The sequence below is a fragment of the Streptomyces prunicolor genome (assembly GCF_045162825.1).
Taxonomy (GTDB): domain Bacteria; phylum Actinomycetota; class Actinomycetes; order Streptomycetales; family Streptomycetaceae; genus Streptomyces; species Streptomyces prunicolor.
Map to the genome: position 1 here is coordinate 1012267 of NZ_CP108676.1, position 12071 is coordinate 1024337.

At 71.4% G+C, this 12071-nt stretch carries 13 protein-coding genes; 1 reads left to right on the plus strand and 12 read right to left on the minus strand.

Annotated features, from left to right (window positions below; all coding sequences use genetic code 11):
• Positions 1–113: 113 nt before the first annotated feature.
• Positions 114–1736: a protease pro-enzyme activation domain-containing protein gene (locus OG588_RS04620; protein ID WP_405946131.1), complete on the plus strand. Its 1623-nt coding sequence runs from the start codon at positions 114–116 to the stop codon at positions 1734–1736.
• Positions 1737–1886: 150 nt separating this feature from the next.
• Here the strand turns inward: OG588_RS04620 and OG588_RS04625 are convergent, their stop codons facing one another.
• From OG588_RS04625 to paaN, 12 genes are all read right to left on the minus strand, one after another.
• Entirely contained in the window at positions 1887–2654 is a 768-nt protein-coding gene (locus OG588_RS04625; protein ID WP_405946132.1) for an enoyl-CoA hydratase/isomerase family protein, read from the minus strand.
• Positions 2655–2662: 8 nt separating this feature from the next.
• Positions 2663–3766 (minus strand): 1,2-phenylacetyl-CoA epoxidase subunit PaaE, encoded by a 1104-nt coding sequence (paaE, locus tag OG588_RS04630; RefSeq protein ID WP_405946133.1) that lies wholly within the window; start codon positions 3764–3766, stop codon positions 2663–2665.
• Positions 3763–3906 carry a hypothetical protein gene (locus tag OG588_RS04635; protein ID WP_405946134.1) on the minus strand — a complete coding sequence of 48 codons (144 nt, stop codon included), beginning with the start codon at positions 3904–3906 and terminating at the stop codon, positions 3763–3765. The genes paaE and OG588_RS04635 overlap by 4 nt, the downstream gene beginning before the upstream one ends.
• A complete protein-coding gene (gene paaD / locus OG588_RS04640) occupies positions 3906–4412 on the minus strand; it encodes a 1,2-phenylacetyl-CoA epoxidase subunit PaaD (protein ID WP_366099195.1) in 507 nt (168 codons plus the stop codon). Before paaD ends, OG588_RS04635 begins: the two co-directional genes overlap by 1 nt.
• Positions 4406–5242, minus strand: coding sequence for a 1,2-phenylacetyl-CoA epoxidase subunit PaaC (gene paaC / locus OG588_RS04645; RefSeq protein ID WP_405946135.1), 837 nt, complete (start codon positions 5240–5242; stop codon positions 4406–4408). Before paaC ends, paaD begins: the two co-directional genes overlap by 7 nt.
• Before the next feature lie 9 nt (positions 5243–5251).
• Positions 5252–5536, minus strand: a complete 285-nt coding sequence (gene paaB / locus OG588_RS04650; protein WP_366099193.1) for a 1,2-phenylacetyl-CoA epoxidase subunit PaaB — start codon at positions 5534–5536, stop codon at positions 5252–5254.
• Entirely contained in the window at positions 5533–6543 is a 1011-nt protein-coding gene (gene paaA / locus OG588_RS04655) for a 1,2-phenylacetyl-CoA epoxidase subunit PaaA (RefSeq protein WP_405946136.1), read from the minus strand. The genes paaB and paaA overlap by 4 nt, the downstream gene beginning before the upstream one ends.
• Positions 6544–6634: 91 nt before the next feature.
• Positions 6635–7429 (minus strand): enoyl-CoA hydratase/isomerase family protein, encoded by a 795-nt coding sequence (locus OG588_RS04660; protein ID WP_405946137.1) that lies wholly within the window; start codon positions 7427–7429, stop codon positions 6635–6637.
• On the minus strand, positions 7420–8286 hold the full coding sequence (locus tag OG588_RS04665) for a 3-hydroxyacyl-CoA dehydrogenase family protein (RefSeq protein ID WP_405946138.1): 867 nt from the start codon (positions 8284–8286) through the stop codon (positions 7420–7422). Before OG588_RS04665 ends, OG588_RS04660 begins: the two co-directional genes overlap by 10 nt.
• Complete coding sequence (locus OG588_RS04670) at positions 8283–9098, minus strand: enoyl-CoA hydratase/isomerase family protein (protein ID WP_405946139.1); 816 nt, start codon at positions 9096–9098, stop codon at positions 8283–8285. The genes OG588_RS04665 and OG588_RS04670 overlap by 4 nt, the downstream gene beginning before the upstream one ends.
• Positions 9095–10288, minus strand: a complete 1194-nt coding sequence (locus OG588_RS04675) for a thiolase family protein (RefSeq protein ID WP_405946140.1) — start codon at positions 10286–10288, stop codon at positions 9095–9097. The genes OG588_RS04670 and OG588_RS04675 overlap by 4 nt, the downstream gene beginning before the upstream one ends.
• Entirely contained in the window at positions 10281–11993 is a 1713-nt protein-coding gene (gene paaN, locus OG588_RS04680; RefSeq protein WP_405946141.1) for a phenylacetic acid degradation protein PaaN, read from the minus strand. Before paaN ends, OG588_RS04675 begins: the two co-directional genes overlap by 8 nt.
• Positions 11994–12071 lie beyond the last annotated feature (78 nt).

Here is a 12071-nt window from a genome sequence, read left to right on the forward strand (position 1 = left end):
GCAGTTAACACACAACGCAAGGGTTCCCCCGCTTATGCGGGTGGGGCCGGTGTTCCTACGGTGAAGCCGTTCCCCTTCCGGGACGCCAACCCCCCACTCCTCGGAGGACCTCAGTGACGTCACGACTGAAACTGGTCGGTCTGGTCGCCGTACCGGCTCTGCTCGCCGCCGCCGTCCCCACCGCCTACGCCGCCGCCCAGCCGCACACAACTCGCGCCGCCATCGCGGGAGATGTCCTCAAGGGCCTGAACCACGACGCGGCCCGCACCGGCGCCGTCTCCGCCGCCAAGCGCATATCGGTGGCCATCAGCCTGACCCCGAGAAACGACAAGGGCCTCGACACCTTCATCGCCAACGTCAGTAATCCGCGGTCGAGTTCGTACGGCCACTATCTGACGAAGGCCCAGTTCGCGGCCCGGTTCGGCCGGACCGACGCCGAGGTGAAGCAGGTCAAGGACTTCCTGCGCGCCCAGGGTCTCACCGTCGGCAAGGTCCACTCGGGGAACCTGCTGGTCGACGCCAGCGGCACCGCCGCGCAGTTGGAGAAGGCGTTCGGCACCAAGCTGTCGACGTGGAAGGACGCCAAGTCGGGCCGCGCCTTCTACGCCAACGAGACCGCGCCGACCCTGCCGACCGGCATCGCCGGCCTGGTCAGCGACGTGACCGGCCTCAACAACCGCGCCCAGCTGCACCACCAGGGGTCCGCCAAGGTCAACCCGCACAACGGCCCCGGCGGCGGCTACACCCCGGCCCAGATCAAGGGCGGCTACAACGTCTCCAGCACGTACACCGGCAGCGGCCAGAAGATCGCGCTGCTGGAGTTCGACGGCTTCGCGCAGTCCAACATCACCAAGTACGACACCAACTACAGCCTGGGCTCCCCCACTCCGACGGTGTCGAAGGTGGACGGCGGTTCCGGCGCGCTCGGTGACGGTCAGGTCGAGGTAGAGCTGGACATCGAGGTCCTGCACGCGATCGCCCCCAAGGCCAACGTCACGGTCTTCGAGGGCCCGAACTCCGACGCCGGTGAGGTCGACACCTACCAGGCCATCGTCGACAGCGGCATCCCGACCACCTCGATCAGCTGGGGCGCGTCCGAGAGCCAGCGCACCACCTCCAACATCAACGCCGTGGACGCCGTCTTCAAGGCGGGCGCGGCCGAGGGCCTCGGCTTCTACGCCGCCTCCGGTGACGACGGTTCGGACGACGCGGGCGACGGCACCACCACCGTCGACTACCCGGCGAGCGACCCGTACGTCACCGGCGTCGGCGGCACGACGCTGACCGTCACCTCCGCCAACGCGTGGAGCAAGGAAACGGCCTGGTCGGGCGGTGGCGGCGGCAAGTCCTCCGTCTTCAAGATCCCGAGCTGGCAGACCGCGGTGCAGAAGACCGCGGGCGGCGGCTACCGGCAGGTTCCCGACGTGTCGGCGCTCGCGAACCCGAGCCCCGGTGTCTCGATCTACTCGCAGGGCAGCTGGGGCACGGTCGGCGGTACCAGCGCCGCCGCGCCCGAGTGGGCGGCCTTCGGCGCGCTCTACAACCAGCGGGCCGCGGCGGCCGGCAAGGCCAACCTCGGCTTCGCCAACCCCTCGCTGTACACGGCGAGCGGCACCGGCTTCCACGACATCACCAGTGGCAGCAACGGCGCCTACTCCGCCGCCACCGGCTGGGACTTCACCAGCGGTTGGGGCTCGTACAACGCGGCGACCCTGGAGACCAAGCTGCTCGGCTGACCGCCGATGGCTGAACTCCGGTGCCAGTAGCTGAACACCGATGAATGAAGCGCGGGCCGGGAGTGATTCCCGGCCCGCGCTTCGCCTCGCCTGACCTTCGTCGCCCCTGGCTTTCGCTTCGCCGGACCTTCGTCTCGCCTGGCCTTCGTCTCACTTGAACTTGGCCTTGCCGGGGCCCTCTTCGACGAAGCTGCGCATCCCGCGCTCACGGTCCTCGGTCGCGAACAGCCCCGCGAACCACGTGCGTTCGACGGCGAGCCCGGTCTCGATGTCCGTCTCCAGACCGGTGTCGATCGCTTCCTTCGCCGCGCGCAACGCGATCGCCGGACCCTGCGCGAGCTTCGCCGCCCACGCGTGCGCCTCGCCGAACACCTCGGCGGCGGGGGCGAGTCGATCGACGAGACCCAGCGCGAGCGCCTCGTCCGCCTTGACCATCCGACCGGTGAAGATCAGGTCCTTCGCCTTCGACGGACCGATGAGCCGGGCCAACCGCTGCGTGCCACCCGCCCCCGGAATCAACCCGAGCAGAATCTCCGGCTGCCCCAACTTCGCGTTGTCCGCCGCGATCCGGAAATCCGCGCACAACGCCAACTCACAACCCCCGCCCAGCGCATAGCCCGTGATCGCCGCGACCACCGGCTTCGGAATACGCGCCACCGCCGTGAACGACTCCTGCAACGCCCGCGACCGCACGACCATCGCCGCATGGTCCATCCGCTGCATCTCCTTGATGTCCGCGCCCGCCGCGAACACCTTCTCCCCGCCGTAGATCACCACCGCCCGCACATCCTCGCGACGGCTCGCCTCCTCGGCGAGCGTGCGCAGGCCGTCCTGGGTGGCGACGTCCAGCGCGTTCATCGGCGGCCGGTCGAGCCGGATCGTACCGACGCCCTCGGCGACCTCGAAGTGCAGTGTCATGGCCCGCCTCAGCCGTCGTAGTCGACGGCGAGTGTGTCGGACACGGGGAAGGTCTGGCAGGTGAGGACATACCCGGCGTCGACCTCGGCGGGTTCGAGGGCGTAGTTGCGCCGCATGTCCGCGGTGCCCTCGGTGACCAGCGCGCGGCAGGTGCCGCAGACGCCGCCCTTGCAGGCGAAGGGCAGGTCCGGGCGGGTCTTCTGGGCGCCGTCGAGGATCGAACTGTCCTTGTGCAGAGCGGAGTTGGTGGTGCGGCCGTCGAGCGTGATGCGCACCTGGCTGACGGGGCCGTCGTAGGCCTTGTCGATGTGTTTGTTCGTCCGCACGGGTTCGTCGTCGGCGTAGAACAGTTCCTGGTGGACGCGTCCGGCGGGGACGCCGAGGCCGGTGAGGACCTGTTGGGCGTCGCGGACCATGCCGTGCGGGCCGCACAGCCACCAGTGGTCGGCGGTCTCCACGTCGACGAGGGCGTCCACGAGCGTGGTGAGCCGGTCGGCGTCGAGGCGGCCGGAGAGGATCTCCGCCTCGCGCGGCTCGCGGGACAGGATGTGCGCCAGCTGAAAACGGCCGGGGTACAGGTCCTTCAGGTCGGCGAGGTCGTCCGCGAACATCACGGTGTCGCTGCGCCGGTTGCCGTAGAAGAGCGTGACGCGGGAGCGGGTGTCGGCGGCGAGGACGGATTCCGCGATGGACAGCATCGGGGTGATTCCGGAGCCGGCGGCGATCAGGACGTGGTGGCCGGGGAGGGTCAGGTCGGGGGTGAAGGCGCCGGTGGGGGCCATCACCTCGACGGTGTCTCCGGGGCTTACGTCGTTGACCAGCCAGGAGGAGAACAGGCCGCCGGGGACGACGCGTACGCCGATGCGGGGGCGGGTCCCCGCCGGTGAGCAGATGGAGTACGAGCGGCGCTCGTCGCGTCCCTCGACCTCACGACGCAGCGTGAGCGACTGACCGGGCCGGTACGCGAACTCCTCGGCGAGGTGCTCGGGGATGTCGAAGCTGATGGCGGCGGCGTCCTCGCACAGCGACTCGACGGCGGCGACCCGCAGGACGTGGAAGGCCGGCCGGCGACGCGCCGGGCGGGCAGGGGTGGTCGGGGCCGGGGCGGTCACTGGTCCACCGTCCTTTCCACGAGCGGGAGTTGGAGGCTCGCCACGGGGGCGGGCCGGAGGCTTGCCACGGGCGGGAGTTGAGAACTCACCGCAGGCGGAAGGTGGGTGCTCGCCGCGAGCAGGCGTTGGGGGCTCGCCATCAGATCTCCTTGACGTACTCGAACGGCTCGCGGCAGGCGCGGCACCGCCACAGGGCTTTGCAGGAGGTCGCGGCGAAGTGCGAGGTCTCCTCGGTGTCCGTCGCCCCGCAGCGGGGACAGGGCACCGTACGGCGGGTCGGTGACAGCGTGAGCACCAGCGGGCCGCGCGGGGCGGCACCGGGCGGTGCGATGCCGTGTTCGGCGAGTTTGGCGCGGCCGGCCGGGGTGATCCAGTCGCTGCTCCAGGGCGGGGTCAGGACCGTACGGATCTCCACGCGCGCGTAGCCGGCGTCCCGCAGCCGTGCGGCCACCTCGGCGCGCATCTCCGCCATGGCGGGGCAGCCGGAGTAGGTGGGTGTCAGGCTCGCGACGACCGTGCCGTCCTCGCTCAGCTCGACGTCGCGCAGTACGCCGAGGTCGGCCAGCGTGAGCATGGGCATCTCGGGGTCGGGCACCTGCGCGGCGATGTGCCGGGCGCGTCGCGCGTCGAGCAGGGTGGTCACCATGTCGCCTCCGGGTGGGCGCGGGCCACGCTCTGGAGTTCGGCCAGCAGCGGGGCCAGGTGTTCGGTGCGGTCGCCGTCGCGGCCGTGTCCGGGAACCGGTACCACCTCGGGCAGGACGAGCCCGGCGGCGTCGGTGACCTGGCGGAGCACGGCCAGGACCTCGGTCCTCAACTCACCGTCGTCCACGAAGAGTTCGTCCACGTACGGCGCGATGGCGGCCAGCGCGTCCCGCGTCCGCCGTTGCGACTCCTCCGTGCCGTCGCCCAGCCGGACGACCCACTCGGCGGCGTACTGGCGGTGGTACGCAAGCTCCTTGACGCCCTTGGCGGCGATGGCGGCGAGCACGGGGTCCGATGCCGTGTTGGCGAGTCGCTCGAAGAGGGCCAGTCGCCAGGAGGACAGCACCAGGAGTCGGGTGACGGAGAACGCGAAGTCTCCGTTGGGGAGTTCGGCCAGCCGTACGTTGCGGAAGTCGTCCGCGTCACGGAAGTAGGCGTACGCGTCCTCGCCGCGTCCGGTGCCGTCGACCTGACCGGCACGCGCGTAGAGCAGACGGGTCTGGCCGAGCAGGTCGAGCCCGATGTTGGCCAGTGCCACCTCCTCCTCCAACTCCGGGGCGGCGGTGCACCATTGGGCCAGCCGCTGCGCGCTCACGAGGGCGTCGTCGCCAAGTGCCAGACAGAACGCGGCCAGTCGAGCGCTGTCCGTCCCGTCCGGCACCGTCTGGTCGATGCCGTGCAGCGGGTCCTCGAAGCCGGTGCCGAACGCCCAGCGGGCGTCGGTGTCGTCGTGCCCCTCGACCAGGGACAGATAGACGTGGTCGTCACTCATTCCCTGCTCCTAGATGTGGGGGACGTCGTCGGGGATGTCGTAGAACGTGGGGTGGCGGTAGACCTTGTCGGCGCTCGGCGCGAAGAACGGGTCCTTCTCGTCACGGGTCGAGGCGGCGATGTGCTCCGAGCGCACGACCCAGATGGACACCCCCTCGTTGCGCCGCGTGTACAGGTCGCGGGCGTGGGTGAGCGCCATGGCGTCGTCGGCGGCGTGCAGCGAGCCGACGTGGACGTGGTTCAGGCCGCGCTTTCCGCGGACGAACACCTCGTACAGGGGCCAGTCCCGCGTCATGCCGCCGCTCCTTCGGTTTTCTGCGTACGGGCGGTCTGCTGTGCACGGGCGGCCTGCTTGGCCGCGTGCGCGGTGGCCGCCTCCCGGACCCAGGCGCCCTCCTCGTGGGCGGCCCGGCGGCGGGAGACCCGCTCCACGTTGCGCGGTCCGTCGCCGCTGATCACGCGCTGCAACTCGGACCAGTCGGGGGTGCCGAAGTCGTGGTGACCGCGGTCCTCGTTCCAGCTCAACTCCGGGTCGGGCAGGGTGACTCCGAGCTTCTCCGCCTGCGGGACCGTCATGTCGACGAAGCGCTGACGCAGTTCGTCGTTGCTGTGCCGCTTGATCTTCCAGGCCATGGAGCGCGCCGAGTTGGGCGAGTCGTCGTCGGGCGGGCCGAACATCATCAGCGACGGCCACCACCAACGGTCCACGGCGTCCTGGACCATGGCCCGCTGACCGTCCGTGCCGCGCATCAGGGTCAGCAGCAGCTCATAGGCCTGGCGCTGGTGGAAGGACTCCTCCTTGCACACCCGCACCATGGCCCGCGCGTACGGCCCGTACGAGCAGCGGCACAGCGGCACCTGGTTGCAGATCGCCGCGCCGTCCACGAACCAGCCGATCACGCCGACGTCGGCGAAGGTCAGCGCCGGGTAGTTGAAGATCGACGAGTACTTCTGCCGGCCCTCGACCAGCGCCTCGGTCAGCTCCGCGCGGTCCGCGCCCAGGGTCTCGGCGGCCGAGTACAGATACAGTCCGTGTCCGGCCTCGTCCTGCACCTTCGCGAAGAGGATCGCCTTGCGGCGCAGGGAGGGCGCGCGGGTGATCCAGTCGCCCTCCGGCTGCATCCCGATGATCTCCGAGTGCGCGTGCTGCGCGATCTGTCGGATCAGGGTCTTGCGATAGCCGTCGGGCATCCAGTCGCGGGGCTCGATCCGCTGGTCCTTCGCGATCGTGGCATCGAACTGCTCCGAGAGCCGCGCTTCGGTCCAGCCGGCGGCTGACGCCTCCGTGCCTGTGCTAGTCATCGACACACCACCTTCCCTACCGACCATTCGTTCGGTACCTAGTCTGATGGGTTTCCCCCGGCGAGGCAAGACCTGCCGAGTGAATGGCTGGTCACCGCCCCTCGAACGACGGCTCCGCCCGCGCCAGAAACGCCGCTACGGCGGCCCGATGGTCCCGTGTGGCCCCCAGCCGCTCCTGCGCCGCCGCCTCCCGTTCCAGCACGGTGGCGAGGCCGGCAGCGGGCGCGTCCCGCAGCAGCGCCTTGACCTCGGCGTAGGCGGCGGTGGGCCCGGCGGCCAGCCGCTCGGCCAGGGCCAGCCCCGCCGCGGCGGCTTCGCCGTCCGGCACGACCCGGTGCACCAGCCCCCACCGCAGCGCGTCCTCCGCGCCGAACCGATCGCCGAGCAGCATCAGCGCGGCGGCCCGCGACGGACCGACCGCCTGCGCCAGCGAGCCACTCAGCCCACTGTCGGCGGCCAGCCCGATCCCGGTGAACGCGGTGGCGAACCGAGCGCTCTCGGCCGCGACGCGCACATCCGCGCAGAGCGCCAGCCCGAGCCCGGCCCCGACGCACGCGCCCTCGACGGCCACCACCACCGGCTGGGTCAGCGCGTGCAGCGCCTCCACGAGCGGGTTGTACTCGTCGCGCACGCAGGCGAAGGCGGCATCGGGCCCGTTCTCCAGCGCCCGGGCGTGCTCCTTGAGGTCCTGCCCCACGCAGAAGTGCCTGCCCTGCGCGGTGAGCAGCACGGCACGAACCGCCGTCCCCCCACCGCCCACCTGGCGTACGGCGGCCGACAGCCCGCCCCGCAGGGAGACATCGAGCGCGGGCCTGCGCAGCTCGATGGTCGCGACACCGGCGTCCAGGCGATAGCCGACGCCGTCCGAGGATTCGCTCACTGCCACGCGTAGAACCCCTGTCCCGTCTTTCGGCCCAGCTCACCGCGTGCGACCTTGTCGCGCAACAGCTGTGGCGGTGCGAAGCGCTCACCGAGGGTGGAGTGCAGGTACTCGGCGATGGCCAGACGTACGTCGAGACCGACCAGGTCGGTCAGGCGGAGCGGTCCCATGGGGTGCTTGTAGCCGAGGCTCATCGCGTCGTCGATCGCTTCCGGCTCGGCGACTCCTTCCTCGACCATGCGGATCGCCTCCAGGCCGAGCGCCAGTCCGAGGCGGCTGCTGGCGAAGCCGGGCGAGTCCTTGACGGTCACGTCCTTCTTACCGAGGGCGTGCGTCCAGTCGAGAGCGGCACTGACGGCGGCGGCCTCGGTGTGCGGAGCGACGACGATCTCCACGAGCGCCGAGGCAGGCACCGGGTTGAAGAAGTGCATGCCCAGGAAGCGGCCGGGCCGGGTGAGCACGGAGGCGAGTTCGGTGACCGACAGGGAGCTGGTGTTGGTGGCCAGCACGGTCGTCGCGCCCACCGCCCGCTCGGCCGCCGCGAGCACGCGCGCCTTGAGTCCGGCGTCCTCGGGCACCGCCTCGACGACCAGATCGGCGTCGGCGGGCAGCCCGTCGACCGCGTCCGCCATGGTGACGCGGGCGAGCACCTGCTCGGCGGGTTCGCTGAGCAGGCCCCGCTCGGCGGCCCGCTTCAAACCGGTGGCAACGCGGTCCAGCGCGGCGGCCGAAGCGGCCTCGCCGCTCTCCACTACGGTCACGGACGAACCGGCGGCCGCGAACGACTGCGCGATACCGGCGCCCATCCGGCCGCCGCCGATCACACCGACAACTGCGGGCGCGGAGTGGGGTGTTGGGCTCATGATCGGCTGCTCCTCTGCTCCAAGCCTCTTTTGTCCAAGAAGCGAGTCATACGGTCCTTCTTGTCCTGCCCCTCGAAGAGCACGGCCTGCGCGAGGTCGTCGGCGACCGGGTGGGCGCCGGGCGAGTCGACCACGAGCTTGGTGAGCCGAAGGGCCGTGGCCGACGAACGGGCCATCCGGTCCAGCAGCGCGTGCGCCTCGTCCAGCAGCTTCTCCGCCGGTACGACGTCGATGACCAGCCCGGCGGCCAGGGCTGCCGCCGCGTCGAGGTTCCGCCCGGCGAGCAGCACCTGCTTGGCCACGGACTCGCCGACCAGCTCGGGCAGCCGCCAGCAGGCACCGGCCGCGGCGAGGATGCCGAGCCCGGGCTCCGGGTTGCCGAAGACGGCGTCCGGTCCGGCGATACGCAGGTCGCAGGCGTACGACAGTTCCGCACCGCCGCCCAGCGCCCAGCCGTCCACCGCGGCGAGAGTCGGCATCGGCAGCCGGCGTACCCGCTCGAAGAGTCGGCTGTTGATGCCCTGGAGGGCTTCGTCCCGCCCGCGTGCCAACAGTTCGGCGATGTCGGCGCCGCCCGCGAAGATTCCGCCGTGCCCGGTGAGCAGGAGGAACTTGGGGTCCTGCTCCAACTGGTCGCAGACGGCGTGCAGTTCGCGAATCATCAGCCCGCTGATGGCGTTGCGGGCGTCGGGTCGGTGCAGGGTGACGACCAGCCGGTCCTCGCGGTCCTCGACGAGGAGGGTCTCGTAGTCGCCGGTGTCGGAGGCCCTCAGGCCGGTGCCGGGGGCGGTGTCGGTGCCGGGGGCGCTCATATCCGCTCCACGAGCATCGCGACGCCCTGCCCGACCCCGACGCACAGCGTGGCCAGGCCCCGGCTGCCGTTCTCGCGCTCCAACCTGCCCAGCAGCGTGAGCAGGATACGGGCGCCGGAGCACCCGAGAGGATGGCCGAGTGCGATGGCTCCGCCGTCGGCGTTGACCTTCTCCTCGTCCAGCTTGAGGCGGCGCGTGACGGCGAGGGCCTGCGCGGCGAAGGCCTCGTTCAGCTCGACGGCGTCCAGGTCGCCGGTCCCCCAACCGGCGCGGGCGAGAGCCTTCTCGGTGGCAGGAACCGGGCCCAGACCCATGATGTGGGGCTGCACCCCGGCCGAGGCCGAGGTGACGATCCGCGCCCTCGGGGTGAGTCCGTGGCGTCGGACGGCCGCCCCGCTCGCGACGACCAGCGCGGCGGCGCCGTCGGACAGCGGTGAGGAGGAACCGGCGGTGACGATGCCGCCCTCGCGGAAGATGGTGCGCAGCGAGCCGAGCTTCTCCAGCGTGGTTCCGGGTCGCGGGCCCTCGTCCCGTGTCACCTCGCCGTCCTTCACCGCGACCGGCACGATCTCCCGGTCGAAGCGGCCCGACTCCTGGGCGGCGACGGCCCGTTGATGGCTGCGCAGCGCGAACGCGTCGGACTCGGCGCGGGTGATGCCGTCGAGCTCGGCGACCTCCTCGGCCGTCTCGCCCATCGTCAGGGTCTGCTGGGCGGCGAAGCGCGGATTGGTGAAGCGCCAGCCGAGCGAGGTGTCGTGCACCTCCCCCGGTTTGGCCCACGGGGTGCCGGGCTTGGCCATCACCCAGGGGGCACGGGTCATGGACTCCACGCCGCCCGCGACGACGAGGTCCGCCTCTCCGGCGCGTATCGCCTGGGCGGCCGAGGCGACGGCGGTCAGGCCGGAGGCGCAGAGCCGGTTGACGGTGTAGCCGGGCACGGTGTGCGGCAACCCGGCCAGCAGTACGGCCATCCGCGCCACGTCACGGTTGTCCTCGCCGCCCTGGTTGGCGGCGCCGAGGATCACCTCGTCGACCTCCTCGGCCGGGATTCCGGCCCGCCGGACCGCCTCGCCGACGACCAGAGCAGCGAGGTCGTCGGGTCGTACGGAGGCGAGGGCCCCGCCGTAGCGGCCCTGCGGGGTACGGGCCCCGTCGATCAGATAGACCTCGTCGGAGGACAGCTCAGGCATCGGTGGTCTCCTCGGCGGGGGCGGGCCGGCGTGACTGGAGGGTCGCGAAGCGGCCGGTGACGAACGCGGGGTCGGACAGGGTGGCGCTGGCGGCCGGGTTGGCGGCGCTGCCGTGGAAGTCGCTGAACGCGGCGGACTGGTTGACGAAGACACCGCCGGTGAGGTTCTCCGAGAGGTGCACGCCCGCGTCGAGGGCGGCCAACTCGGCGGCGTCCAGCACCAGTTCACTGGTGGAGTGGACGGCGGCGGTCAGCGCGCCGTGCGCCCGCACCGTCTCGCGCAGGATCCGCAGACTGTGCTCGGTGGAGTCGGTGCAGATGACGAACGACACCGGCCCGAACCACTCCCGGGTGTACGCCTCCCGGTCGCCCTCGGCGTCGAGGCGGGCGATCAGTGGCGTACGGACGACGGCCTTCGGGTACTCGGGGTGTTCGACGGCCGCCGACGCACGCACCGTACGACCGACCGACGCGGCCTGCTCCAAGCGGTCCCGCACGCCGTCGTTGACGATCGCGCCGAGGGTGCCGGCGGCGCGGGCGGGGTCGCCGAGCAGTTTGTCGAGCGCGGCGCCGAGGTCGGTGGCGAACTCGTCGGCGCTGCGCGGGCCTTGGTCGGTGGTGATGCCGTCGCGCGGGATCAGGAGGTTCTGCGGGGTGGTGCACATCTGGCCGCTGTAGAGGGCCAGTGAGAAGGCGAGGTTGCCGAGCAGGCCGCGGTAGTCGTCGGTGGAGTCCAGGACAACGGTGTTGAGGCCGGCCTTCTCCGTGTGGACGAGGGCCTGGCGGGCGTTGGTCTCCAGCCAGTCGCCGAACTCCGTCGAGCCGGTGAAGTCGATGATCCGGACGTCGGGGTGCAGCGCGAGGACGGCGGCGCTACGGCCCCCGGGCTCCTCGGCGGCGAGGATCACGAGGTTCGGGTCGAAGCCCGCCTCGGCCAGTACCTCGCGGGCGACGCGCACGGTGATCGCAAGGGGGAGGACGGCGCCCGGGTGCGGCTTGACCACGACCGGGTTGCCGGTGACCAGGCTGGCGAACAGGCCCGGGTAGCCGTTCCAGGTCGGGAAGGTGTTGCAGGCGATGAGGAGCGACACCCCGCGGCCGACCGGGGTGAACTTCTTGTCCAGGACCTGCGGGCCGCCCTTGCGCTGCGGCTTGCTCCAGCGGGCCGTGCCCGGGTGCCGCTTCTGCTCGGCCCAGGCGTAGGCGACGGCCTCAAGACCCCGGTCCTGGGCGTGTGGGCCGCCCGCCTGGAACGCCATGACGAAGGCCTGCCCGGTGGTGTGCTGCACGGCGTGCGCGATCTCGAAGCTCGCCGCGTTCAGCCGGGCCAGGATCTCGGCGGCGACTCCGGCACGGGTGTCGGGGCCCGCGTCGCGCCAGGGCCCGGTGGCGGCCAGGGCGGCGGCCACCGCCTCGTCCGGCGCGACGCGGGGGTAGGAGATGCCCAGCTCGAAGCCGTACGGCGAGGTCTCGGCGGCCGACACGCTCCCGTCGCCGGGATGCCCCGCCAGCTCGACATGCCCACCGAGCTGTTCCTGGAAGGCGCCCTCGCCGTTCTTGGCCGCGTCCTCGCCGTAGACCGACTTGCTGGGTGACTCCGGATACGGCGTCCAGTGGTCACGCGTGGCGGTCGCGGCGACCGCCTGTTCCAGCAGGGCGCGATGGCGCGAGAAGAAGTCGGGCAGCTCGGAGCTGGTCTGAAGCATGCATTCCACCTCTTGACAGGCAGTGGTGTTGCTGGATTACTTGGCCGTGACGCACGCTAACCGAATGTTCGGTCGGTC

Coding starts and splice junctions, on each gene's coding strand:
- paaN (WP_405946141.1), bottom strand. CDS start 11,993: ATGCTTCAGACCAGCTCCGAGCTGCCCGACTTCTTCTCGCGCCATCGC.
- OG588_RS04670 (WP_405946139.1), bottom strand. CDS start 9,098: ATGAGCGCCCCCGGCACCGACACCGCCCCCGGCACCGGCCTGAGGGCC.
- paaB (WP_366099193.1), bottom strand. CDS start 5,536: ATGACGCGGGACTGGCCCCTGTACGAGGTGTTCGTCCGCGGAAAGCGC.
- paaC (WP_405946135.1), bottom strand. CDS start 5,242: ATGAGTGACGACCACGTCTATCTGTCCCTGGTCGAGGGGCACGACGAC.
- OG588_RS04675 (WP_405946140.1), bottom strand. CDS start 10,288: ATGCCTGAGCTGTCCTCCGACGAGGTCTATCTGATCGACGGGGCCCGT.
- paaD (WP_366099195.1), bottom strand. CDS start 4,412: ATGGTGACCACCCTGCTCGACGCGCGACGCGCCCGGCACATCGCCGCG.
- OG588_RS04665 (WP_405946138.1), bottom strand. CDS start 8,286: ATGAGCCCAACACCCCACTCCGCGCCCGCAGTTGTCGGTGTGATCGGC.
- paaA (WP_405946136.1), bottom strand. CDS start 6,543: ATGACTAGCACAGGCACGGAGGCGTCAGCCGCCGGCTGGACCGAAGCG.
- OG588_RS04625 (WP_405946132.1), bottom strand. CDS start 2,654: ATGACACTGCACTTCGAGGTCGCCGAGGGCGTCGGTACGATCCGGCTC.
- OG588_RS04635 (WP_405946134.1), bottom strand. CDS start 3,906: ATGGCGAGCCCCCAACGCCTGCTCGCGGCGAGCACCCACCTTCCGCCT.